Source organism: Streptococcus oralis (assembly GCF_003943395.1).
In the GTDB taxonomy this organism is placed as follows: Bacteria; Bacillota; Bacilli; order Lactobacillales; family Streptococcaceae; genus Streptococcus; species Streptococcus oralis_BF.
Genome location: NZ_RJPJ01000006.1, coordinates 87,993 through 113,374, shown reverse-complemented (window position 1 = coordinate 113,374; position 25,382 = coordinate 87,993). Strand labels below are relative to the sequence as shown.

Annotated in this window: 23 protein-coding genes and 3 tRNA genes; 19 read left to right on the top strand and 7 right to left on the bottom strand. The window is 36.2% G+C overall.

What is annotated here, in order from left to right; genetic code table 11:
- Positions 1–41: 41 nt before the first annotated feature.
- The gene (locus D8802_RS06200; protein ID WP_125395192.1) at positions 42–800 is read right to left on the bottom strand and encodes a ParB/RepB/Spo0J family partition protein; all 759 of its coding nucleotides are present in this window, start codon (positions 798–800) and stop codon (positions 42–44) included.
- A gap of 57 nt (positions 801–857) precedes the next feature.
- Entirely contained in the window at positions 858–2,048 is a 1,191-nt protein-coding gene (gene htrA, locus D8802_RS06195) for a serine protease HtrA (RefSeq protein WP_125395191.1), read from the bottom strand.
- Positions 2,049–2,232: 184 nt separating this feature from the next.
- Between htrA and rlmH the strand changes: the two genes are divergently transcribed.
- From rlmH to D8802_RS06160, 7 genes are all read left to right on the top strand, one after another.
- Positions 2,233–2,712 carry a 23S rRNA (pseudouridine(1915)-N(3))-methyltransferase RlmH gene (rlmH, locus tag D8802_RS06190; RefSeq protein ID WP_125395190.1) on the top strand — a complete coding sequence of 160 codons (480 nt, stop codon included), beginning with the start codon at positions 2,233–2,235 and terminating at the stop codon, positions 2,710–2,712.
- 43 nt (positions 2,713–2,755) lie between these two features.
- Positions 2,756–2,829 (top strand) — tRNA-Arg (locus D8802_RS06185).
- A gap of 166 nt (positions 2,830–2,995) precedes the next feature.
- Positions 2,996–3,124 (top strand): competence-stimulating peptide ComC, encoded by a 129-nt coding sequence (gene comC / locus D8802_RS06180; RefSeq protein WP_125395189.1) that lies wholly within the window; start codon positions 2,996–2,998, stop codon positions 3,122–3,124.
- Positions 3,125–3,135: 11 nt separating this feature from the next.
- Positions 3,136–4,473, top strand: a complete 1,338-nt coding sequence (gene comD, locus D8802_RS06175) for a competence system sensor histidine kinase ComD (protein ID WP_125395188.1) — start codon at positions 3,136–3,138, stop codon at positions 4,471–4,473.
- The gene (gene comE / locus D8802_RS06170) at positions 4,470–5,222 is read left to right on the top strand and encodes a competence system response regulator transcription factor ComE (protein WP_000866080.1); all 753 of its coding nucleotides are present in this window, start codon (positions 4,470–4,472) and stop codon (positions 5,220–5,222) included. The genes comD and comE overlap by 4 nt, the downstream gene beginning before the upstream one ends.
- A gap of 51 nt (positions 5,223–5,273) precedes the next feature.
- Positions 5,274–5,345, top strand: a tRNA-Glu gene (locus D8802_RS06165).
- A gap of 5 nt (positions 5,346–5,350) precedes the next feature.
- A tRNA-Asn gene (locus D8802_RS06160) sits at positions 5,351–5,424 on the top strand.
- Positions 5,425–5,456: 32 nt separating this feature from the next.
- Here D8802_RS06160 and D8802_RS06155 read toward each other — a convergent pair.
- Positions 5,457–5,999, bottom strand: coding sequence for a TetR/AcrR family transcriptional regulator (locus tag D8802_RS06155; RefSeq protein WP_125395187.1), 543 nt, complete (start codon positions 5,997–5,999; stop codon positions 5,457–5,459).
- Between the two features lie 128 nt (positions 6,000–6,127).
- Here D8802_RS06155 and D8802_RS06150 point away from each other — a divergent pair, with 128 nt between their 5' ends.
- Positions 6,128–8,782 carry a YhgE/Pip domain-containing protein gene (locus tag D8802_RS06150; protein ID WP_125395186.1) on the top strand — a complete coding sequence of 885 codons (2,655 nt, stop codon included), beginning with the start codon at positions 6,128–6,130 and terminating at the stop codon, positions 8,780–8,782.
- 21 nt (positions 8,783–8,803) lie between these two features.
- On the opposite strand, the gene D8802_RS06145 is transcribed toward D8802_RS06150, so the two are convergent.
- Both D8802_RS06145 and D8802_RS06140 read right to left on the bottom strand, forming a co-directional pair.
- A complete protein-coding gene (locus D8802_RS06145; RefSeq protein WP_125395185.1) occupies positions 8,804–11,356 on the bottom strand; it encodes a YfhO family protein in 2,553 nt (850 codons plus the stop codon).
- A 61-nt stretch (positions 11,357–11,417) separates the two neighbouring features.
- Positions 11,418–13,040, bottom strand: a complete 1,623-nt coding sequence (locus D8802_RS06140; RefSeq protein WP_000958767.1) for an ATP-binding cassette domain-containing protein — start codon at positions 13,038–13,040, stop codon at positions 11,418–11,420.
- Positions 13,041–13,235: 195 nt separating this feature from the next.
- Here D8802_RS06140 and trpS point away from each other — a divergent pair, with 195 nt between their 5' ends.
- Entirely contained in the window at positions 13,236–14,261 is a 1,026-nt protein-coding gene (gene trpS, locus D8802_RS06135) for a tryptophan--tRNA ligase (RefSeq protein ID WP_125395184.1), read from the top strand.
- Positions 14,262–14,423: 162 nt separating this feature from the next.
- A complete protein-coding gene (guaB, locus tag D8802_RS06130) occupies positions 14,424–15,902 on the top strand; it encodes an IMP dehydrogenase (RefSeq protein WP_125395183.1) in 1,479 nt (492 codons plus the stop codon).
- A gap of 53 nt (positions 15,903–15,955) precedes the next feature.
- On the opposite strand, the gene recF is transcribed toward guaB, so the two are convergent.
- Both recF and yaaA read right to left on the bottom strand, forming a co-directional pair.
- The gene (gene recF, locus D8802_RS06125) at positions 15,956–17,053 is read right to left on the bottom strand and encodes a DNA replication/repair protein RecF (RefSeq protein ID WP_125395182.1); all 1,098 of its coding nucleotides are present in this window, start codon (positions 17,051–17,053) and stop codon (positions 15,956–15,958) included.
- A gap of 2 nt (positions 17,054–17,055) precedes the next feature.
- Positions 17,056–17,424: a S4 domain-containing protein YaaA gene (gene yaaA, locus D8802_RS06120; RefSeq protein WP_125395181.1), complete on the bottom strand. Its 369-nt coding sequence runs from the start codon at positions 17,422–17,424 to the stop codon at positions 17,056–17,058.
- A 160-nt stretch (positions 17,425–17,584) separates the two neighbouring features.
- Here yaaA and yfmF point away from each other — a divergent pair, with 160 nt between their 5' ends.
- From yfmF to mreD, 9 genes are read left to right on the top strand one after another with little or no spacing between them, the layout of a single operon-like run.
- Positions 17,585–18,835 (top strand): EF-P 5-aminopentanol modification-associated protein YfmF, encoded by a 1,251-nt coding sequence (gene yfmF / locus D8802_RS06115; protein ID WP_125395180.1) that lies wholly within the window; start codon positions 17,585–17,587, stop codon positions 18,833–18,835.
- Entirely contained in the window at positions 18,832–20,115 is a 1,284-nt protein-coding gene (gene yfmH, locus D8802_RS06110; RefSeq protein WP_125395179.1) for an EF-P 5-aminopentanol modification-associated protein YfmH, read from the top strand. The genes yfmF and yfmH overlap by 4 nt, the downstream gene beginning before the upstream one ends.
- Before the next feature lie 35 nt (positions 20,116–20,150).
- A complete protein-coding gene (gene rodZ, locus D8802_RS06105) occupies positions 20,151–20,975 on the top strand; it encodes a cytoskeleton protein RodZ (RefSeq protein ID WP_185758208.1) in 825 nt (274 codons plus the stop codon).
- A gap of 10 nt (positions 20,976–20,985) precedes the next feature.
- Positions 20,986–21,531: a CDP-diacylglycerol--glycerol-3-phosphate 3-phosphatidyltransferase gene (gene pgsA / locus D8802_RS06100; protein ID WP_125395177.1), complete on the top strand. Its 546-nt coding sequence runs from the start codon at positions 20,986–20,988 to the stop codon at positions 21,529–21,531.
- The gene (locus tag D8802_RS06095; protein ID WP_125395176.1) at positions 21,528–22,355 is read left to right on the top strand and encodes an energy-coupling factor ABC transporter ATP-binding protein; all 828 of its coding nucleotides are present in this window, start codon (positions 21,528–21,530) and stop codon (positions 22,353–22,355) included. The genes pgsA and D8802_RS06095 overlap by 4 nt, the downstream gene beginning before the upstream one ends.
- A complete protein-coding gene (locus D8802_RS06090; RefSeq protein ID WP_125395175.1) occupies positions 22,340–23,179 on the top strand; it encodes an energy-coupling factor transporter ATPase in 840 nt (279 codons plus the stop codon). Before D8802_RS06095 ends, D8802_RS06090 begins: the two co-directional genes overlap by 16 nt.
- Positions 23,172–23,966 (top strand): energy-coupling factor transporter transmembrane component T family protein, encoded by a 795-nt coding sequence (locus D8802_RS06085; protein ID WP_125395174.1) that lies wholly within the window; start codon positions 23,172–23,174, stop codon positions 23,964–23,966. The genes D8802_RS06090 and D8802_RS06085 overlap by 8 nt, the downstream gene beginning before the upstream one ends.
- Positions 23,967–24,025: 59 nt before the next feature.
- Positions 24,026–24,841, top strand: coding sequence for a rod shape-determining protein MreC (gene mreC, locus D8802_RS06080; protein WP_001078969.1), 816 nt, complete (start codon positions 24,026–24,028; stop codon positions 24,839–24,841).
- Between the two features lie 2 nt (positions 24,842–24,843).
- A complete protein-coding gene (mreD, locus tag D8802_RS06075) occupies positions 24,844–25,338 on the top strand; it encodes a rod shape-determining protein MreD (protein ID WP_125395173.1) in 495 nt (164 codons plus the stop codon).
- Positions 25,339–25,382: the final 44 nt, after the last annotated feature.

Genomic DNA, 25,382 nt, shown 5'->3' with positions numbered 1-25,382 from the left:
TAGTGGATAAATTTGTGGGTTGAAAAAATAAAAGAACAGCCTTATTTCAGGCTGTTGATAATTCTGTCATATTCTTCTTGGCTTGAAAAAGAAATAATAATCTTTCCAGTATCTTTTTTAGAAAGTTTAATTTCTACATTCAATCCAAGTTGTTTTTTTAATTTATCTTCCTCATCTTTGATGAAAGAATCACTTTTTTTCTGCTTCTTTTGTTTTTTCTCTGTCAGCAGTGTTTCTAGCTTTCTCACAGAGATATCTTCATTTTTGATTAGTTGAAAGAAATATTCCTGTCGCTCTTTATCTAAACCAACTAGTGAGCGTGCATGAGCTTGAGAAATTTTTCCATTTTCTACTTCAGCTAAGATATGCCCTGGTAGGGAAAGTAAACGAATAAAATTAGTGATATAAGGTCGAGATTTCCCCATTTTATCTGCTATCTCAGTGTGAGTAAACCCTTTCTCTACTAAAGATTCATAGGCGCGTGCTTCTTCAACAGGATTTAAGTTTTCTCTCTGCAAATTTTCAATGATTGATTGAATCATCATTTCCTGATCTGAGAGGTGTTTCACAAGGGCTGGAATAGAAGTCAGACCAGCCAAGAGAGAAGCCCGATATCGTCTCTCTCCTGCAAGGATTTCATAACCAATTACAGGAGATTGACGAACGATGATGGGTTGGATGACCCCATTTTCTTTGATTGACTCAGCCAATTCCCTTAGTTTATCTGCATTAAATTCTTTTCGAGGTTGATAGGGATTTTTTTGTATTTCCGAGATAGAAATCATTTCAAATTTTTCCATGATTCTACACTAACATATCTTTTATTATATGTAAAGTTTTCTTTACACTGATGTCAATTAAGATTCTAAATCACTTGTACTTTTATCTAGTTTAACAGTTGTAGTCTCCTCTTTCCCATTTCTATAGTAGGTGATTTTAATGGTGTCTCCGATAGAATGGTTGTAAAGAGCACTCTGTAAATCTGTTGACGAAGAAATCTCCTTGTCGTCAACTTTGGTAATAACGTCATATTTTTCAAGGTGACCAGATGCAGGCATATTACTTTGAACAGATTTTACTACTACACCAGAAGTTACGCTACTTGGAATATTGAGTTTTCTAAGATCATTAGCTCCGATATTAGCCAAATTAACCATTTGAATTCCAAGAGCAGGGCGAGTCACTTTACCGTCACTTTCAAGCTGTTTAATAATATTTTGAGCATCATTTGATGGGATTGCAAAACCAAGACCTTCGACAGAGGTTCCACCATTACTTGCAATTTTACTTGATGTAATCCCGATAACTTGGCCTTGAATGTTTATAAGTGGACCACCAGAGTTACCAGGGTTAATAGCAGTATCTGTCTGAATAGCTTTTGTAGAAATCGCTTGACCATCTTGAGATTTTAGAGAGACATTTCGATTGAGACTTGAAATGATTCCTTGGGTAACTGTATTGGCATATTCTGAGCCCAGAGGACTACCAATTGCGATTGCAGTTTCTCCGACATTAAGCTTGCTAGAATCTCCAAATTCTGCTACGGTTGTGACTTTTTCTGAAGAAATTTTTACGACAGCAATATCAGAGAACGTATCAGAACCGACAATTTCACCAGGAACTTTTGTACCGTCTGCTAAACGGATATCAACTTTTGAAGCTCCTTGAATAACGTGGGTATTTGTCACAAGATAGGCATCTTTCCCATTCTTTTTGTAAATAACACCAGAACCTTCACTTGCTACCTGTTGAGAGTCGGTATCCGTATCTGTCTCTTCATTTCCAAAAACACTATTTTGCCGATTTGCTGAATAAGTGATGACCGACACAACGGCATCTTTTACCTTATTAACGGCCTGAGTTGTTGCATTTTCATTTTTGTAGGAAGTCTGAGTAACAGTGTTTGTAGTGTTATTTGCGGCTTGACTTACTTGTTTTTGATAAAGTTGCAGTGTCACAAAACTTCCCAGAGCACCACTCAAAAATCCTATCAGAATGATGATAAGAAAGGTAACTCCTTTTTTGTAAAAATTTTGTAAGTGTTTCATAAACGCCTCCGTTTGTTTTTTATTTGATTAAAGTATAAATCTATTAACTTAATTCAAGCTTAAAGGTAGAAGTTTTACACAAGTTGTGGATAACTCACTTTATTCTGTGAATTTGCTTGTTATTTTAGATAGTTTTTATGTGTATAAGATGTGAAATAAAGTGTGGATATGATAGAATAGAAGAATGAAAATAAAAATTGTAACAGTTGGAAAACTGAAGGAAAAATATCTTAAAGATGGCATTGCTGAATATAGTAAACGTATATCTCGTTTTGCCACTGTAGAAATCATTGAGTTAGCTGATGAAAAAACTCCAGATAAGGCAAGTGAGTCAGAAAATTACAAAATATTAGAAATAGAGGGAAATCGAATTCTTTCTAAAGTTGGAGAAAGAGATTTTGTTGTTGTGTTGGCAATTGAAGGAAAAACTCTCTCTTCAGAAGAATTCAGTAAACAGCTGGAACAGGCTTCTATAAAGGGATTTTCTACCCTTACATTTATTATTGGTGGAAGTCTGGGACTATCCCCTGCTGTGAAGCATCGAGCGAATCTTTCTGTTAGTTTTGGACGTTTGACCTTGCCACATCAGTTAATGAGATTAGTTCTTGTTGAACAAATTTATCGTGCTTTTACCATTCAGCAGGGATCCCCTTATCATAAATAGAAGATTGACTTACTTCTTGTTTTTTGATAGAATGGTCATGTTAGGTCTCATAGCTCAGCTGGATAGAGCATTCGCCTTCTAAGCGAACGGTCGCAGGTTCGAATCCTGCTGGGATCAGTACATTAGAGAAGAAGCTGGGATTACTCCCAGCTTTTTTCTTAAAAAAAGTGCGTTTCAGGCGCAAAAATGTACAGTTGGGAAAAATTTTTTCTTATATGGTCTTCATTTTGTATAATAGGTTTGTAAGTTAACTTACAAGAAAAACAATACAGGAGATTTTATTATGAAAAACACAGTTAAATTGGAACAGTTTAAAAAGCTTACGGAGAAAGAATTGCAGGAGATTCGGGGTGGAGATAAAAGAGGATTAATGGATCTTTTCAAGCAAATTCCTATTTTTAGGAGAAAATAAAGGAGTAGAAAATGGATATTATGGTAGGAATATTAGATGCATTCTTAACTTGTGTTATAATCAGTAAAATTTATAGTCGAATTTGTGAAATTTCTAAAAAAGAAAGATATATTTTTGGTTTTATATTCTTTATATTTCAATTAATTTATGCTTTTATATTCTCTTTTATAGATTCTGATAAATTAATACTGATTTTACATTATACTTTAAAGAATTTTTATCCAATTCTATTCTATTGCTATTTTAAATTTATTAAAAAGTATGATTCCTCAAAAAATATATTTTTAAGTTTAATATTTTCACTATTGTATCAAAGTGCTCATACTTTTTTTTCCGTTACTATATCATCTATTACAGGTGACTTACTTGTAGAACAACATGAAAGATTATTCTTTTTCATAATTAATTTAATTTCCTATCTTGTAATAGACAAAATTATTACCTATTTTAATCTAGAACTTAAATATTTTGACAAAGATTATCTCTATCCTTTTTTAAAAAAAGTTATAGTTGCTTTCTTCACTTTACATATTGTACTGTTTATTTCAGATATTGTTAGTACTTTTCCTCATTTAAATAGCTTTGGGAGTATTTTAGCAGCAATTATTTTTATATGTATGTTATTGTGCTTCTTTGCAATGAACTCTCATAAAGTTCAAGTTGAAAAAGAGATTGCTCTAAAACAAAAGAAATTTGAACAAAAATATTTACAGAATTATACAGATGAAATTGTGGGCTTGTATAATGAAATTCGAGGTTTTCGTCATGACTATGCTGGGATGCTTGTCAGCATGCAAATGGCAATTGATAGTGGGAATTTACAAGAAATTGACAGAATTTACAAGGAAGTCTTAGTAAAAGCAAATCAAAAATTGAGGTCAGAAAAGTATACTTACTTTGATTTAAACAGTATAGAGGACTCAGCTTTACGAAGTGTGATTGCTCAATCAATTGTATATGCACGAAATAATGATGTAGAGTTTACATTGGAAGTAAAGGATGTTATTACTAGATTGTCAATGGACTTACTTGATCTTGTTCGAATCATGAGTATTCTATTAAATAATGCTGTTGAAGGTGCTGCGGATAGTTATTTGAAACAAATGGAAGTTGCAGTCATTAAAATGGATTTTGAGACAGTTATAGTCATCCAGAATTCATGTAAAATCACTATGACGCCTTCAGAGGACCTATTTGCCTTAGGTTTCTCTACCAAGGGAAGAAATAGAGGTCTAGGGCTTAATAATGTCAAGGAGATTTTAGATAAGTATGACAACATTATTTTAGAAACAGAGATGGAAGACAACACATTTAGACAAATTATTAGATTTAAGAGGGAATTTGAATGAAAGTACTAATTTTAGAAGATGTTATTGAGCATCAAGTGAGACTTGAGAGAATATTGAATGAAATCTCTGAGGAATCAAATATTCCTATTTCTTATAAGACAACAGGAAAAGTTCGTGAGTTTAAGGAATATATTGAAAATGATGAAGTAAACCAGCTTTATTTCCTAGATATCGATATTCACGGAATTGAGAAAAAAGGCTTTGAAGTGGCACAGTTTATCCGTCACCACAATCCTTATGCTATTATTGTCTTTATTACCAGTCGATCTGAATTTGCTACTTTAACTTATAAATACCAGGTATCAGCTCTAGATTTTGTAGACAAAGACATCAATGATGAATTGTTCAAAAAACGTATCGAGCAGAGTATTTTTTACACTAAGAGCATGCTGCTTGAAAACGAAGATGTTGTAGACTATTTTGATTACAACTATAAGGGAAATGATTTGAAAATCCCTTACCATGATATTTTGTATATCGAAACAACAGGTGTTTCTCATAAACTGCGAATTATTGGTAAGAATTTTGCCAAAGAGTTCTATGGAACAATGACGGATATTCAGGAAAAGGACAAACATACCCAGCGATTTTATTCTCCTCATAAATCTTTCCTAATCAATATTGGAAATGTTAGAGAAATTGATCGAAAGAATCTAGAAGTTGTCTTTTATGAAGATCATCGCTGCCCCATCACTCGTTTGAAAGTTCGTAAACTAAAAGATATTCTAGAGAAAAAATCTAAAAAGTGATTGACAATCAGTAAGAAATTGATATAATGGTTATATCTGCTACAGATAGATGGTCCGTTGGTCAAGGGGTTAAGACACCGCCTTTTCACGGCGGTAACACGGGTTCGAATCCCGTACGGACTATTTTATCCGCCATAGCTCAGTTGGTAGTAGCGCATGACTGTTAATCATGATGTCGTAGGTTCGAGTCCTACTGGCGGAGTCAGATAAAAAGAACACCATTGGTGTTCTTTTTTAGTTTACATCACCTAACATTTTCATAAGGAAGTCGGTCATTTCTTGCGGACTTTCTTTTTTTCCATGGGCAATCCAAGTCTGGCAAACTCCAAATAGAGCATTTGTTAGATAAATGCTACTGTATTCTAATTCAATTGGATTTAGTTGTAGTTGCATAAAACGTTTCTGAAGATCAGTGCTAAGCATAATATGCAGTTTATTTCTCAAGAAATTTTGAATTTCTTTTGTCCCATTTTCAGATAAAAGAGCAGCTAATAGTGGTTCAGACTCTAAATATTCAAATACTTCTAAAATAGCATCTCTTTTATGATGGGCATGTTTTTGGAAAATATACTCAAAGGTATGAAAGAGCTTACTTTGGTAATGCTCAATCATATCATACTTATCCTTGTAGTGAGTATAAAAGCTGGAACGACTGATTCCGGCTTTTTCTGCTAACTTAACTGTAGAAATTTGATCAAAGGGTTGGTCCATCAATAATTGAACCATGGCATTTTCGATAATTCGTTTTGTTTTTAAACGTTTGTTACTTTCTTTCATAATTTCTCCTTGTATACAAAAATAGACGATGTGTCTAAAAAAATATTTTTTACCTTGTAATTTGGATTTTTTGATGTATAATCTATTATATCAAAATTTTAGACAATATGTTTAAAAAAGGAGGAAATATGTTTAAAGAATGGAAAGCAATATTTAAAAAACCGACCTTTATCATTGTAATGATAGGGATTTCTCTCATTCCAGCTTTATACAACATTATATTTTTATCATCCATGTGGGATCCTTATGGCCAATTATCCGAGTTACCTGTGGCAGTTGTCAATAAAGATAAGGAAGCTTCTTATAATGGACAGACAATGACAATTGGTGATGACATGGTGTCTAATTTAAAAGGAAATAAGGCTTTAGATTTTCATTTTGTTAATGAAGAGGAAGGGGAAAAAGGCCTAGAAGAAGGTGACTACTACATGGTAGTGACTTTACCAAGTGACTTATCTGAAAAAGCTGCCTCAATCTTAACGAATCATCCTGAACAGATGCAGATTGATTATCAGACGTCAAGTGGGCATAGCTTTATTGCAAGTAAGATGAGTGATTCTGCAATGACACAATTAAAACAAACCGTCTCTACGAATGTAACTGAAACATATACCAAGGCACTATTTCAAAAAATGAATGATTTGAAGTCTGGAATAAATAAGGCAGCTGATGGAAGTGAAAAATTGGCTAATGGAGCCGATCAGTTGGTGACGGGAAGTCAAACATTGACGACAAATCTTAATACTCTAGCTAATTCAACTGTAACTTTTTCAAATGGAGCGGATCAATTTACAAAAGGCTTATCTAGCTATGTGTCTGCTATAGAGCAATTACATATTGGTTTAGGAACTTTTAATAGTGGTTTACAAAGTTATACAAATGCTGTCTCACAAGTTGACACTGGACTTGGTCAATTAGCTTCAAAAACTCCTGAGTTGGTGACAGGTGTAAATCAGCTAAATACAGGTATAAAGTCCTATACAGGTGGCGTTTCACAACTGGATACAGGTCTCAATCAATTTTCAGTTGGTGTAAATGCTTATACAAGTAGTGTGAAAGAACTTTCTAACGGAACAAGTCAATTATCCAATCAATCAGATACACTAAGAGATGGAATGGAGCAATTAAATACTGGTATTAAAAAAATTTCAAGTCAATTAGAGTCCTCATCTCAACAAAGTGAAGAAATAAATCAATTGGCAACTAGCCTAGGGGAACTAAATAAAACACTACAAGCTCTTACAATATCAGATAATGCTCAACTGAAAACGACATTATCAGAGGTTTTACCAAATCTAACAACTCTTGCTCAGGATATTGTGACTAAAAGTCAGATAGAACAAGAGAAAACTCTTGCGAACCTTCAATCAACAGCTACTTATCAATCTCTGACAGAGGAACAAAAGAAAGAACTGACAGAAGCTATTTCTAAAAATTCTAATTCTACTATTGAGTCAGCAAAAACAATTTTAACGATAGTAGGAGGATTGAAAGAAAGTATAGAGAATTCAGAACAACAAGTATCTAATCTATCTGATGTGCAGACGAAAGCAAATCAACTCTTACCTGTAGCATCTAGCTCCTTGACAACATTGTCAAATGGATTTACAAAATTACAAACTACTGTAGACAATCAGTTAGTTCCTGGAAGTCAGTCAATTGAAAAAGGAGTTGTAAACTATACTAGGGGACTGGACACAATTTCTATAGGTGCCAATAAACTAAGTGAAAAGAATGCAAACTTAACAACTAGTCTAGATCAATTAGTTTCTGGATCAAGTAAGTTGACAGAAAATACATCAACCTTGACAGCTGGAGTAGATGCGTTAGCTGGAAAAGCTCCAGAATTAGTATCAGGTATAGGAAGCTTGTCATCTGGGTCTGCTCAATTGAATAATAAGAGCCCAGAGCTGATAGCAGGTCTTACTAAATTACAATTTGGCTCTGGTCAATTAACAGACAAATCAACACAGTTACTTTCTGCAGCATCTCAACTAGGAAGTGGCGCTATGAAGATTGCAGATGGTACTGGAAAACTAGCAGAAGGTGGAACAAGCTTAACCTCTGGTCTTGAATATTTACAGACAGGAGTTGATTCATTAGGACAAGGATTAGGCAATGCTAATAATCAACTCAAATCAGCTTCAACAGAATCTAAAAATGCAGAAACATTATCTGAACCTCTACTTCTCTCAAAAACAGATAATGACCAAGTTCCTGTAAATGGGATTGCCATGGCTCCTTATATGATATCAGTTGCTCTTTTTGTTGCTGCTATATCTACCAATATGATTTTTGCTAAGTTACCTTCTGGACGTCATCCAGAGAGTCGTTGGGCTTGGTTGAAGTCTCGTTCTGAAATAAATGGGATTATAGCTGTCTTAGCAGGTGTTTTAGTTTATGGAGGTGTTCATCTTATTGGATTGACTGCTAATCATGAGATGAGAACCTTGATTCTAATTATAATCACAAGTTTAGCTTTCATGTCTATGGTGACAGCTTTAACAACTTGGAATAGCCGTTTAGGAGCCTTCTTCTCTCTTATTTTACTTTTATTACAGTTAGCATCAAGTGCAGGGACTTATCCACTTGCTTTGACAAATGATTTCTTTAAAGGTGTCAATCCTTGGTTACCAATGAGTTACTCTGTATCAGGCTTACGACAAACAATCTCTATGACAGGAAATATTCATCATCAAGTGATTTTCCTTATTATAACTCTAGCTTTCTTTACTGCTTTAGGTATGCTAGCTTATCAACCTAAGAAAATGGAAGAAGATTAAAAAGATTGGCCAAGAAATTGGTCAATCTTTTTCTGTCTTAGATAAATTTTGTCTGTGATTATAGATCCCAAAAAGAAGAAGGGCAGTTAGTGAGCAGGCTGCTCCAATAACAAAACCATTGGGGATAAAGGAAAGTGTAATGGTGCCTTTTCCCTTTGGAACATCAACTTTCATAAAACCAGTCTGAGCCTGCTTGATTTCAAGTTTTTTCCCATCCTGGTATGCAGACCAACCTTTGTCATAAGGAATAGTGAAGAAAATAGAGGTATCTTGTTTGACTTCATATGTAGCAAAGACTTTATTTTTAGAGGTGGATACTTCTACAGGTTGTTCTTTAATTTTTTGGATTGCTTCAGTTAGGGCCTGAGTATCTAAACGATAGAAGGTTGGAGATTCAAATGACACCTGAGAATTTCCAGGGAAACTAACACTGATATTGAAAGTTTTTTGTTCTTCAGTATAACCCAAATTAAAGAAATTAAAAGCATTGTCAGTTGTAAAAGTCTTTTTTTCACCGTTGACAAGGATGTCAACTTTCTTTTGCTTATCGTTTGTAAAATGAAGATTTGAAAAAGAGAGATAGACTTGACTATTTTGAGGAACCTCAATTTGATAATCAATCTTTGCATCTTCATTCGCAGAACCTGTGATGCTCGTTAAACCATCTGAAGTATCTGTTTTATCATATGCTATTGGGGAGAAGTAATCTAAGTTGAGATTAGCAAGCTGGTTTATAAATAAAGCCTGATTATCCAGAGTGTGATTGTTAAAGTTTACATCTGTGTAAATAGATTGAGTTGCAAAAGCAATGGGTAAAGAGAATTGATTTTTATATAAGGTTAAATGATCCTTTTGATAAATTTCTTGAAAGCCATACTTATCAAGTGAAGTTTCATAAATATTGTACTGGATTCCAAATAAACTATCTGCTAAAAGACTATTATTTGCATAACGGAGATTGAGGTTGGTTCCAGAGGATTTGAATCCCAGTTTATCCAAACTAGTGCTAGCTGAACGATTTCGTACAGACGAAAATTGAGAGATTCCATTGTAGTTAAATTTCATACTGTCATTCCCAGTCTGAATTTGCAGTTTTTCAGTACGTGTAAATGGATTGTCAATTTGGTTTAGAATGGATTCCATAGCAGTGATATCTCTATTATAGGCGCTACGAGAAGCAAAGGCCCATTCTTTAGCTATTCCTTCCATTTGAGATGAAGCATTTAAGCTTATCTCAGCTGTTATAAATAAAGACAAAAGAATTGCAAATAGATTTACAGAGATAAATTTTCTAATGACTGCAAGAAGTAAAAGAGCATAAACCAGGAGAAATTCAAGGGTGAGTAGGATATTCAAATCTGTTAAAAAAGAATAATGTGATTTAAAGTATACAGTAGCCAAAAACCCTGTCAGTACAAGAAAAAGTGAGACAAATAGATTCCAGAGTTTCAGTTCTTTCAGACGATTTAAGACTTCTGCTGCAGTATAAATTAACAGAGTGGAAAAAATCCAAGCATAGCGATGCAAAAACATATTTGGGGTATGCATCCCTTGCCAAAACAAATCAAGTGCCTCTATGTAAAAGCTTGATATTAAAAAAATAAAGAAAATTACATAGGTAAGTTTCACGTGAAACCTTATGGATTTTATTGTGAAAAATAGAATGGTTAAAATAAAAGGAAGCAATCCAACAAAAATCATTGGTATAGCTCCATACTTAGTTGTATCAAAAGATCCAATGAATTGTTTTGCGAAAATATCCAGATACCAGCTACTATCTGTTTTTAATTTCGTGATGGCAGTTAACTTCTCCCCATGAGTTTGTAAATCAAACAGTGTAGGAAGAGTCATAATCAAACTAGCCATTCCTGCTAAAAAGGAGGTAACAACAAAATCAAGAAAAGATGATTTTCGAGTTTTAAAGTCCCAAGAAATTTGGCAGATATACCAGAAAATTAGAAACAAAGCTGTCATATATCCAAAATAATAATTTTGAATAAACAAGATTGACAGACTTATAAAGTATAGTAGGCGCTTCTTTTGTATTACAAGTATGTGTAAACCAGTAATAATTAGAGGAATCAAGATAAAAACATCTAGCCAGGTTTTTATCTCTAACTGACTGACAGTGAAGCTCATCAGAGCATAAGAAGTAGATAAGGCTAGTTTTAAAAATTTTGGAATATCTTTAAATAATCTATTCAAACTAAAGTAGGTTGACAGACCAATCAATCCAAATTTTAAAAGAGTGGTCAGATAAACAGCATCTGGCATATTCGACAGATTAAAAAAGTAAACTAGGGGTGAGAGAAAACTACCCAAGTAATAACTAGATAGAGCATAGAAATTTAGTCCGAGGCCACTTGTAAAGGTGTAAAACAAACTACCATTTCCATGTAGAATATTTCGTAAAGCCACATCAAAAATAACGTATTGATGGAAACCATCTCCTAATAGTGGAGATGTATCGCTATTCCAGTAGATACCTTGAGTTAGGTATACTCCGGTCATAATTACTAAAGGAATGATGAAAGAAACAAAATAGGTCCAATATGTTTTAAAAAATGATTTCATGTTACCTCGTAGAATGATAGAAAACTCAGTTGGCTACCCCAACTGAGTTTTGAAGTCTTATTTAGTCTTTCCAAAGTTCTTTGACTTTTGCTTGTACTTCTGCATTTTCTAGGAATTCATCGTAGGTTTCATCGATACGATCGATGACGCCATTCTTAGACAAAACAATAATATGGTTTGCCAAAGTTTGAATGAACTCGTGGTCATGACTAGCAAAGATGATTGATTCTTTAAAGTTTTTCAATCCATCGTTCAAGCTTGAGATAGATTCCAAATCCAAGTGATTTGTTGGATCATCAAGTACAAGGACGTTTGATTTCAAGAGCATAAGTTTTGAAAGCATGACACGCACTTTTTCTCCCCCTGACAAGACGTTTACAGGTTTGTTAACCTCATCTCCAGAGAAGAGCATACGACCAAGAAAACCACGCAGGAAGGTATTGTCATCTTCTTCTTTACTTGCAAATTGACGCAACCAGTCAAGGATTGACTCTCCTCCTGCAAAATCAGCCGAGTTGTCTTTTGGTAAGTAAGAACGGCTAGTAGTAACTCCCCACTTGACAGTTCCTTCATAATCAATGTCACCCATGATTGCACGAATTAATGCAGTCGTTTGGATGTCATTTTGTCCAATAAGAGCAGTCTTATCACCTGGACGTAAGATAAAGCTGATGTTGTCAAGAATAGTTTCACCGTCAATCTTGACAGAAAGATTTTCAACTGTCAAGAGATCATTACCAATCTCACGTTCTGCTTTAAAGTTGATGAATGGATATTTACGACTAGATGGAACAATCTCTTCTAGTTCAATCTTGTCAAGCATTTTTTTACGAGACGTTGCTTGTCTTGACTTAGAAGCGTTGGCAGAGAAGCGAGCAACGAATTCTTGCAATTGCTTAATTTTTTCTTCTGCCTTGGCATTACGGTCTGCTAGCAATTTAGCAGCAAGCTCAGAAGATTCCTTCCAGAAGTCGTAGTTTCCGACATAGAGTTTGATTTTTCCAAAGTCAAGGTCGGCCATGTGAGTACATACTTTGTTTAAGAAGTGACGGTCATGGGATACAACGATAACGGTGTTATCAAAATCAATCAAGAAGTCTTCTAGCCAAGTAATTGATTGGATGTCCAAACCGTTGGTAGGCTCGTCCAAAAGAAGAACATCAGGTTTACCAAATAAGGCTTTAGCAAGGAGAACCTTCACTTTTTCACCATTGGCCAATTCGCTCATGTTTTGGTAGTGCAATTCTTCTGGAATATTTAGGTTTTGAAGTAGTTGAGATGCTTCGCTCTCTGCCTCCCAGCCTCCAAGTTCGGCAAATTCACCTTCAAGTTCGGCTGCACGAACCCCGTCCTCGTCTGAGAAATCTTCCTTCATGTAAATAGCATCTTTCTCCTTCATAATGCTATAAAGTTTTTCATTTCCCATGATAACGACATCAATTGCACGTTCATCTTCATAGTCAAAGTGATTTTGACGGAGGACAGAGAGACGTTCATCTGGACCAAGAGAGATGTGACCAGTTGTTGGCTCGATATCACCAGCTAGGATTTTTAAGAATGTAGATTTCCCAGCACCATTAGCACCAATTAATCCGTATGTATTTCCTTCTGTAAATTTGATATTGACATCATCAAAAAGTTTGCGATCACTAAAACGTAGTGAAACATCAGATACTGTAAGCAATGTTTTTCTCCTATAATATGTAATACATTTATTCTACTAGAAAAGAGAGAAATATTCAAATTTTTGTTTGTCAATTTTGTGTCAATTAAGTTTACAGGTTTATTTACAAAGAGTTAGTTGTTTGATTTAAATAATTTTCTGTTATTTTAACAAAAAAATGCTATAATTGAAGAGACCATTTCGAAGGAGAAAAAAATGACGAAACCTATTATTTTAACAGGAGATCGCCCAACAGGAAAATTGCATATTGGACATTATGTTGGGAGTCTTAAAAATAGAGTATTGCTGCAGGAAGAAGACAAGTATGACATGTTTGTTTTTTTGGCGGACCAACAAGCATTGACAGATCACGCCAAAGATCCTCAAACGATTCTAGAATCGATTGGGAATGTTGCCTTGGATTACCTAGCAGTTGGATTGGATCCAAGTAAATCAACCATCTTTATTCAAAGTCAGATTCCAGAGTTAGCTGAACTGTCTATGTACTATATGAATTTGGTGTCACTAGCACGTTTAGAGCGCAATCCTACAGTGAAAACAGAGATTGCTCAGAAAGGGTTTGGAGAAAGTATTCCGACAGGATTTTTGGTTTATCCGATTGCGCAAGCAGCAGATATTACTGCCTTCAAGGCTAATTATGTTCCTGTTGGGACAGATCAGAAACCAATGATTGAGCAAACTCGTGAGATTGTTCGTTCCTTTAATCATGCTTATAATTGTGAGGTCTTGGTGGAGCCGGAAGGTATTTATCCAGAGAATGAGAGAGCAGGGCGTTTGCCTGGTTTAGATGGAAATGCCAAGATGTCTAAATCCCTTAATAATGGTATTTATCTAGCAGATGATGCGGATACGTTGCGTAAAAAAGTCATGAGCATGTATACTGATCCGGATCATATTCGAGTGGAGGATCCAGGTAAGATTGAAGGAAACATGGTTTTCCATTATCTAGATGTGTTTGGTCGTCCAGAAGATGCTCAAGAAATTGCGAATATGAAAGAACATTATCAACGTGGTGGTCTTGGTGATGTGAAGACGAAACGTTATCTACTTGAAATATTAGAACGCGAACTTGGTCCTATTCGTGAGCGCCGTATCGAATTTGCTAAGGATATGGGTGAAGTGTACAATATGCTTCAAAAAGGTAGTGAAAAAGCTCGTGAGGTTGCAGGGCAAACTCTATCTGAAGTTAAGGGAGCAATGGGACTAAATTATTTTAAATAATAGATAAAATATGAATCGTAAAACTATCTCTTCCATAGAACCACAGGGATAGTTTTTTTATGTTTTCTGTTATAAATATAATTGACAAATTTTCATAGAATGGTATGATAGATACAACACAAAAAGAGTCAAGCTCAAAAAGAAAGAAAAGAGGAAACTTCAATGTCTAATTGGGATACTAAATTTTTAAAAAAAGGTTTTACCTTTGATGATGTATTGCTCATTCCAGCAGAAAGTCATGTGTTGCCTAATGATGCAGATTTAACAACAAAATTGGCAGATAATCTGACTTTAAATATCCCAATTATAACAGCCGCAATGGATACAGTCACAGAAAGTCAAATGGCCATTGCTATTGCTCGTGCAGGTGGTCTTGGAGTAATCCATAAAAATATGTCTATTGCACAACAGGCAGATGAAGTTCGCAAGGTAAAACGTTCTGAAAATGGTGTTATTATTGATCCATTCTTCTTGACTCCAGAACACACTATTGCTGAAGCGGACGAACTGATGGGACGCTACCGTATCAGTGGTGTTCCAGTTGTGGAAACACTTGAAAATCGTAAATTGGTTGGTATTTTGACAAACCGAGATCTTCGCTTTATTTCAGATTACAATCAGCCAATCTCAAACCACATGACCAGCGAAAATCTTGTTATTGCTCCTGTTGGTACAGATCTTGCAACAGCTGAAAGCATTCTTCAAGAACACCGTATTGAAAAACTTCCTTTGGTAGACGAAGAAGGTCGTCTTTCTGGCTTGATTACTATTAAAGATATTGAAAAAGTGATTGAATTTCCAAATGCAGCAAAGGATGAATTTGGCCGTCTTCTAGTTGCTGGTGCGGTAGGTGTCACTTCAGATACATTTGAACGTGCCGAAGCCCTTTTTGAAGCAGGTGCTGATGCAATTGTTATTGATACTGCGCATGGTCATTCTGCAGGTGTCTTGCGTAAAATTGCTGAGATTCGTGCTCATTTCCCAGATCGCACTTTGATTGCTGGTAATATTGCAACTGCAGAAGGTGCGCGTGCTCTTTATGATGCAGGTGTAGATGTTGTCAAAGTCGGTATCGGACCAGGTTCTATCTGTACTACTCGTGTGATTGCAGGTGTGGGTGTCCCACAAGTGACAGCAATCTATGATGCGGCAGCCGTTGCGCGCGAATATGGAAAAACAATTATTGCTGATGGTGGAATCAAGTATTCTGGAGATATTGTAAAAGCCCTTGCCGCAGGTGGAAATGCAGTTATGCTTGGATCAATGTTTGCTGGAACAGACGAAGCGCCAGGTGAAACGGAAATTTTCCAAGGACGCAAGTTCAAAACGTACCGTGGTATGGGATCAATCGCTGCAATGAAGAAAGGTTCAAGTGACCGTTACTTCCAAGGTTCTGTCAATGAAGCGAACAAACTTGTTCCAGAAGGAATTGAAGGTCGTGTTGCCTATAAAGGAGCGGCAGCTGATATTGTCTTCCAAATGATTGGTGGTATTCGCTCTGGCATGGGTTATTGTGGTGCAGCTAACCTTAAAGAATTGCACGACAACGCTCAATTTATTGAAATGTCTGGGGCTGGTCTAAAAGAAAGCCATCCTCATGATGTACAAATCACTAATGAAGCACCAAACTACTCTATGTAAGAAGTAAAAAAGAACTCCTGAAAATCAGGAGTTCTTTTTTGTTTACAAAGTTGTCAATGTGTGTTTACAGATACTTTACCATTTTGGATATTGAAGATACTAAGATTTTCTGGCAAATTTTGCAAGTGGTCTAAACTTGTTGTTGTGATAAAGGTTTGGATAGATTGTGAAATCGTTTCTAATAATTTTAGTTGTCTAGTGTTGTCAAGTTCGCTCATAACATCGTCAAGTAGTAGTATCGGAGACTCGTTGGTAATACTTTCCATTAACTCTATTTCTGCTAATTTTATAGAGAGTACAAGACTACGATGTTGACCTTGACTTCCAAAACTAGCATCTATACAATTGATATAGAAAGTAATGTCATCTCGATGAGGGCCAACACCAGTATTCTTTTTGAATAAATCTCTTGATCTACTTTTCTCTAAAGCCATTTTAAAAGAATCCATTAAGACTTCTTCATTAGTGAAGTTGATAGATGATTGATAAGAAATTGACAACTCTTCTAATTGGTTCGAGATTTCTAAGTGTTTTTTTTGACCAAATTTCTCTAAATCTTTAATGAATTTTATTCGATGCTTTATAACGCGACAACCATACTCTACTAACTGATCATCTAAGACTGACAGAAAAGTTTCGTCAATCTTATGGCTAGATTTTAGATACGTATTTCTTTGCTTGAGTATATGGTTGTAGTTTGACAGGTCTGACAAGTAAATTGGTTTAATTTGTCCCAGTTCAATGTCTATAAATTTTCGACGAACGGAGGGTGCTCCTTTAATTAGCTGGAGATCTTCAGGTGCGAAGAGAACAACATTCATATGTCCGATGTAGTCTGAGAGGCGAGCTTGTTTTAAGTGATTGACTTTAGTCACACGCCCTTTTGGTGTTAAATCAATTTCTAGAGGGATAGAACCTGTTTTTGTCTGTAGCAAGCCAGAAAGATGGAGTTGTTCTTCATCAAAATGAATGAGATTTTTATCTGTTCGAGTACGATGGCTGCGTGTTAAGGCCAAGAAATAGATTGCTTCTAGAATATTGGTTTTTCCTTGGGCATTTTGACCCAAAAAGACGTTTAATTTTGGATTAAAATCAATTTTCGTCTCTTTGTAGTTTCGAAAGGTTTTTATTGTTAAATGTTGGAGCCACATGATTATCTTCCTGGAAAACGTGGAGCTTGTTTGGTTTTAGGTGATAAAGTGGTTTTTTGTTTTTCTTTCTTTACACCCTTGTTCATCTCTTTGACAAGTTTAGCAATTCGCTCTTTTTCAATCTTATCTGTTTGGTATTCTTCTTGCTCTTTTAAACTTGGTTGTGTCAAGGTGATATCAATTTTTAAATCAGGGATATCAATCGTATCTCCAATACGGATTTTTTTCCCACGTCTATTTTCTAATTCACCATTAAAGTAAACTTGATGATCTATTAAAAAGGATTTGATAGCACCACCGCTTTGTATAATTCCAAGTTCTTTTAGGAGGGCTTGGAGCGTAATAAATTCTTCAAATAATTTGTATTCCATAATTCACCTCAATCTTTGGTATTATACCATATTTTCCTTGAAATAGCTGAAGGAAAGTTAGCTGAAATGAAAACGATTTTACTTTTGAAAGCTATAAAGAGAATAAGAAATATTTTCCTTTTCGTGATATAATAGAACTCTATATGTAAGGAGGTAAGGTATGGAGTTAGTGTCTGGAATTTCAGCACATTTTGTTCAATCCAAAAAGTTTAAAACAAATAAAATCACTATTCATTTTACTGCTCCCTTATCTCTTGAGACGATAGCAGGACGTATGTTAAGTGCAAGTATGTTGGAGACGGCAAATCAAGTTTACCCAACATCTCAAGCTTTTCGCAGATACTTGGCAAGTTTATATGGGACAGATATTTCTACGAGTGCTTATCGTAGAGGACAGGTACATATTCTTGACCTAACATTTACCTATGTGCGGGATGAGTTTTTGAGTAAAAAAAATGTCTTGACTTCTCAAATTTTGGAATTGGTGAAACAGACTTTATTTGCTCCCTTAGCTCAAGATGGAGCCTTTGAGCCAGCCTTATTTGAAATTGAAAAAAAACAATTATTGGCTAGTTTAGCTACTGATATGGATGATTCATTTTATTTTGCTCATAAGGAATTGGATAACTTGTTCTTCCGTGATGAGCGTCTTCAATTGAGATACAGTGATTTACGAAATCGCATTTCAAATGAGTCTCCGGAAAGTAGCTACACTTGCTTGCAAGATGCTCTAAAAAATGATCGAATTGATTTCTTTTTCTTGGGTGATTTCAATGAAGTTGAAGTGAAGGAGTGGTTGAGGTCATTTTCCTTTACTGGGCGTCAAATCGATGTCAAGCCTCAGTACCAACAACCATATTCAAATGTCCTTCGGGAAGGAATGATTCGTAAGAATGTGGGCCAATCCGTTTTGGAATTGGCTTACCATTGTTCTACGAGCTATGGAGACAAGCATCATTTGGCCATGGTAGTAATGAATGGTCTGTTAGGTGGTTTTGCTCACTCTAAGCTTTTTACGAATGTTCGGGAAAATGCTGGTCTAGCCTACACTATCTCCAGTCAATTGGATTTATTTAGTGGTCAATTGAGGATGTATGCTGGCATTGATCGGGAAAAGCGCAATCAAGCCAGAAAATTGATGAATCATCAATTACTTGAACTAAAGAAAGGTAATTTTACAGATTTGGAGATTGAACAGACTAAGGAGATGATTCGCAGAACCTTATTGCTTGCGCAAGATAGTCAGAGCTCACTAATCGAGCGAGTTTACTTGAATAGTTTGTTAGGGAAATCTACATCAGATTTTGACAATTGGATTGAAAAATTAAATCAAGTTGATAAAGAAGCTATCTGCAAAGCAGCAAATAGTGTTCGGTTACAAGCGATATACTTTATGGAAGGAATAGAATGATACCAGTTACCTTTGAAGAAAAATACTATCCTGCTGTAAAGGAGACGGTTTATCAGACTCGTCTATCAAATGGATTGACAGTGTCTCTCCTTCCTAAGAAACAATTTAATGAAGTTTACGGAGTTGTAACAGTTCGATTTGGATCAGTAGACACAAGCTTTACACTATCTAAAAAAGGTTTACAGTGTTATCCAGCTGGAATTGCACATTTTCTTGAACATAAACTATTTGAGAGAGAAAATGCTGAAGATATTATGGAGTCTTTTACACGCTTGGGAGCCGATAGCAATGCTTTTACAAGTTTTACAAAGACGAGTTATTTGTTTTCAACAATAGATCATTTATCAGAAAATTTGGATTTGCTTGAAGAATTGGTAACAGTTGCTCATTTTACAGAAGAGTCGGTTGAGATGGAGAGGGAAATTATCCAACAGGAACATGAGATGTACCAAGACGATCCAGATTCGCGTCTGTTTTTTGCAACCTTAGCAAATCTTTATCTCAATACTCCTTTGGCAGCAGACATTGTTGGAAGTGAAAAATCAATTAACAACATTCAGCTGAATGACTTAAAAGATAACTTTACAGTCTTTTACAAACCTGTCAATATGTCTTTGTTTTTAGTTGGGAATTTTAATGTAGATACGGTTGAGAAGTATTTTTCACAAAAGAAACTCAGAAACTTGGAAGACATGGTAGTAAGGAAGGAGAAGCTTACTTTACAAGCTGTTAAAGAAACAGATAGCCTTCGGATGGAAGTCTCTTCACCAAAACTTGCTGTTGGAATTAGGGGAGCAGGTGAGGTGGCAGCAGAAGATTGCTACCGTTATAATATTTTGCTAAAATTATTGTTTACGATGATGTTTGGTTGGACTTCTGAGCGATTTCAAAAGTTATATGAGAATGGGAAGTTAGATGCGTCATTGTCACTTGAGGTTGAAGTCAACAGTCGCTTTCATTTTGTGATGTTGACGATGGAAACGAAAGAACCTGTTTCGTTGTCGCATCAATTTCGAAAGGCTATTCGCAACTTTACGAAAGATTCAGATCTTACAGAGGAACATCTGGATCTTGTTAAGAGTGAGATGTTTGGGGAATTTTTCAGTAGTATGAACTCCTTGGAGTTTATTGCGACACAGTATGAACCAGTCGACAGAGGAGAAACTATTTTGGATTTACCAAAAATTTTACAAGAAATTACTTTAGACGATGTTCTTGAAGCAGGTCATCGTTTGATAGATGATGGTGATCTAGTTGATTTTACAATCTTTCCAGCTTAAAAGATAAGTAACCCTAGAAAGAAGGAATGGTACGTATGAGAAAAAAAACAATTGGTGAGGTTCTGCGTTTAGCCAGAATTAATCAGGGATTGAGTATAGAAGAACTGCAGACAAAAACTGATATTCAGATGAATTTATTAGAAGCTATGGAGGCAGATGATTTTGATCAACTCCCTAGTACCTTCTACGCTCGTTCTTTTTTGAGAAAATATGCTTGGGCAGTTGAATTGGATGAACGAATTATTTTGGATGCCTATGATTCAGGTAGTATGATCACTTATGAAGAGGTAGATGTCGATGAAGAAGACTTGTCTGGTCGCAGACGATCAAATAAGAAAAAGACTTCTTATCTGCCCTTGATTTATTTCATTTTATTTGCCTTGTCGATTTTAATTTTTGTGACTTATTATGTTTGGAATTATATCCAGACTCAACCAACGCGTCCTTCTTCGCCTAATTATAGTGTTGTGAGCTCAACCACTTCAACAACCTCATCTAGTTCATCTTATAGTAGTCAGACGTCTAGCTCGTCTTCTACTACGGAATCAACTATTACAGTGTCAGGCGAAGGAAACCACATTGAAGCTCGCTATAAAACGAGTAAGGAAACAGCTACGGTTCAGCTGACAGTTTCAGATGCAACTAGCTGGGTTAGTGTTTCAGGAAGTGAACTTGAAGGTGGTGTGACTTTGTCATCAGACAATAAAAACGCAAAAACAACAGTTTCGACAAAAGAACCTGTGACTATTACTTTGGGTGTAGTGAAGGGAGTTGCTTTAACTGTTGATAATCAAACAATCGATACCTCGAAGCTGACAACTCAGACTGGAACTGTAACACTTACATTCACTACAGATTAAGGAAAAACCAATGAAGAAAGAACAAATTCCTAATATATTAACTATTGGTAGAATTCTCTTTATACCTCTCTTTATTCTTATTTTGACTTTGGATCATTCACAAGGCAGTCACCTACTGGCAGCAATCATCTTTGCAGTTGCTAGTATAACGGATTATCTCGATGGCTATCTTGCTCGAAAATGGAATGTGGTCAGCAACTTTGGGAAGTTTGCAGATCCAATGGCGGATAAGTTGCTGGTCATGTCAGCTTTTATCATGTTGATTGAGTTAGGCATGGCTCCAGCTTGGGTTGTTGCTATTATCATCTGTCGTGAACTCGCTGTGACAGGCCTCCGTCTGTTGCTCGTTGAGACGGGAGGAACGGTTCTGGCGGCAGCGATGCCAGGGAAAATCAAGACCTTTAGTCAGATGTTTGCCATTATCTTTTTGCTCTTACATTGGAATTTAATTGGTCAACTGTTGCTTTATATAGCTTTGTTTTTCACTATCTACTCTGGTTATGATTATTTCAAGGGTAGCGCTCATGTATTCAAAGGGACATTTGGTTCGAAATGAAATCAATTATTGAAGTAAAAGATCTGTCTTTTCGTTATAAGGAAGACCAAGATTATTATGATGTTAATAATATCTCGTTTCACGTGAAACGGGGAGAATGGCTTTCGATTGTAGGCCATAATGGGAGTGGGAAATCGACAACTATCCGTTTGATTGATGGCTTGCTTGAAGCAGAGTCTGGGGAAATCTGGATAGATGGCCAATTGCTGTCTTCTGAGAATGTTTGGGACTTGCGTCGTAAAATTGGTATGGTTTTTCAAAATCCAGATAACCAATTTGTGGGGGCAACTGTTGAAGATGATGTCGCCTTTGGTTTAGAAAATCAGGGACTTCCTCGTGAAGAAATGAAGAAGAGAGTGGCTGAATCTTTGGAGTTGGTGGGGATGCTGGACTTTAAGAAGAGAGAACCAGCTCGTTTATCTGGTGGCCAAAAACAACGTGTGGCCATTGCAGGAGTTGTTGCCCTGAGGCCAGCTATTTTAATTCTAGATGAGGCTACAAGTATGTTGGACCCCGAGGGACGCAGAGAACTGATTCAGACAGTTCAAGAGATTCGAAAAGACCATCAGATGACAGTCGTCTCCATTACGCACGACTTGGAAGAAGTTGCGATGAGTGACCGTGTCTTGGTCATGAAAAAAGGCCAAGTGGAGTCAACCAGCAGCCCAAGAGAGCTTTTTTCTCGGGATGACCTTGACCAGATAGGGTTAGATGATCCTTTTACTAATCAATTGAGAGAATCATTGAGAGAGACTGGTTATCAGTTGCCGGATGGCTATTTGACAGAAGGAGAGCTAGAGGACAAGTTATGGGAATTACTCTAGAAAATGTGAGCTTTACCTATCAAGAGGGGACTCCCCTATCTTCATCAGCCTTGACTGATGTTTCCTTGACGATTGAGGACAGCTCCTATACAGCTTTGATAGGACATACAGGTAGTGGGAAATCGACGATCTTACAGCTTTTAAATGGCCTATTGGTTCCAAGTAAGGGTTCTGTTCGAGTTTTCGATACCGTCATTACCCCTACATCAACAAATAAAGAAATTCGCCAGATTCGAAAGCAAGTCGGTCTAGTGTTTCAATTTGCCGAAAATCAAATTTTCGAAGAGACCGTTTTGAAAGATGTTGCGTTTGGACCACAAAATTTTGGAGTTTCTGAGGAAGAAGCCAAGAAAATTGCGCGTGAAAAGTTAGCCTTGGTGGGCATCGATGAGTCACTCTTTGAGAGAAGTCCATTTGAACTTTCGGGTGGGCAGATGAGACGTGTGGCCATAGCAGGGATACTCGCGATGGAGCCAACTGTCTTGGTTTTGGATGAGCCAACAGCTGGACTAGATCCTTTGGGTAGAAAAGAATTGATGACCCTGTTTAAAAAACTTCACCTTTCTGGAATGACAATTGTTCTGGTAACGCATTTGATGGATGATGTAGCTGTATATGCTGATCAGGTTTATGTTATGGAAAAGGGACGTTTGGTCAAAAGTGGCAAACCAAGTGATGTCTTCCAAGATGTAGCCTCTATGGAAAATGTACAGTTAGGTGTGCCTAAAATCACAGCCTTTTGTAAACGTTTGGCAGATAGGGGTGTAGATTTTAAAAAACTGCCAATCAAAATAGAGGAGTTTAAGGAGTCGCTAAATGGATAGTATGATTTTAGGACGTTATATACCAGGGGATTCCATCATTCATCGCTTGGATCCACGTAGTAAATTGCTTGCCATGATCCTGCTGATTTTGATTGTATTTTGGGCCAATAATCCCCTTGCCAATCTCATTCTGTTTGTAGCGACAGGTGTATTTATCGCTTTGTCAGGTGTCTCCCTCTCATTTTTCGTTCAGGGATTAAAATCCATGTTCTTCCTGATTGCTTTTACGACTCTTTTTCAGCTCTTTTTCATTTCAAGTGGAAATGTCCTATTTGAGTTTTCTTTTATAAGAATAACGGATTATGCTTTGCAACAAGCTGGAATCATTTTCTGTCGTTTTGTGTTGATTATTTTCTTTTCAACCTTGCTGACATTAACGACCATGCCTTTGAGTCTGGCAGCTGCAGTTGAAGCTCTTTTAGCACCGCTGAAGCGCATGAAAGTTCCCGTTCATGAAATTGGTCTGATGTTATCAATGAGTTTGCGTTTTGTTCCAACCTTAATGGATGACACGACGCGAATTATGAATGCTCAAAAAGCTCGTGGAGTTGATTTTGGTGAGGGAAGCATCGTTCAAAAAGTAAAGGCTATGATTCCGATTTTAATTCCTCTTTTTGCGACGAGCTTAAAGCGTGCTGATTCATTGGCAATAGCCATGGAAGCGCGTGGTTATCAGGGAGGAAAGGGTAGAAGTCAGTATAGACAGTTGAGATGGAGTCAAAAGGATACACTGGCGATTCTTGTGATTCTGGTGCTGGGATGTCTCTTATTTTTCTTAAAATCTTAACAGACTTGTAGGATTGATAAAAAATCACAGTAGTAGATCTTTAGTAAAAAGGTAGGAATATGAACCGTTTTAAAAAATCAAAATATCTAATCATCGTTTTTGTCACAGTTCTGGCAGTTTCTGTACTATTAGTGACAACCTATTCAAGTGCTATTGTGACAAAACTAGGAGATGGAATTTCCTTAGTAGATAGAATTGTTCAAAAACCCTTTCAGTGGTTTGATACTTTCAAATCAGATTTGGGACATTTGACGCAGACTTACAATGAAAACGAGAGTCTAAAAAAACAACTTTATCAACTAGAGGTAGAATCTAATCAATCAGAACGTTTAAAAACAGAAAATGAACAACTACGTCAGTTGCTAGAGATGAAGTCAAAATTACAGGCTACAAAAACCCTAGCAGCAGATGTGATTATGCGTGCTCCAGTATCTTGGAAGCAAGAGTTAACAATTGATGTAGGAAGTTTAAAAGGAGCTTCTGAAAATATGTTGGCCATTGCAAACGGTGGCTTGGTTGGTAGTGTTTCAAAGGTGGAGGATCATTCAACAACTGTCAATCTTTTAACCAACGCTGAAAACACGGATAAGATCTCTGTTAAAATCCAACATGGTTCTACTGAAATTTACGGAATTATCGTTGGTTATGACAAGGAATCTGAACTGCTTAAAATCAGTCAATTAAATAGTAATAGTGACATCAGTGCTGGAGACAAGGTGACTACAGGTGGGCTAGGAAACTTTAATGTCAAAGATATTCCTGTTGGAGAGATTGTTGGTACAACGCACAGCAGTGACTATCTAACACGAGAGGTAACTGTAAAGTTAAGTGCTGATATCAAAGATCTTCATGTGGTAGAGTTAGTGGGGAATTAGCAATGAGACTGTTAAAACAAGTTGGTATATTCTTTTTACTCCCTGTTATTGTGCTAGTTGATGCTCATATTGGACAACTGGTGGGATCCTTTTTCCCCCACTTTCATTTAGCCAGTCATTTTCTATTTTTGTTTCTCTTATTTGAAACAATCGAAGTGTCAGAGTATCTCTATCTAGCCTATTGTTGTATCGTGGGTTTGGTTTATGACATCTATTTTTTCCACTTGATTGGAATTGCCACGCTTTTGTTTATCTTGATAGGTGCTTCGCTCCACAAGTTTAACAGCGTGATTTTGACAAATCGTTGGACAAGGATGTTGACCATTATTGTGATCAGTTTTCTGTTTGATATGGGGAGCTATCTTTTGGCTCTTGCCGTAGGACTGACTGTAGATTCCATGCCGATATTCATCGTCTATAGCCTTGTCCCATCAATGATTCTGAACTTCTTATGGATTGTCATTTTTCAATTTATTTTTGAAAAAATTTATCTATAAGAAAGAAATATAAATGTAACAAAGGCGTAATATTTATTATGTCT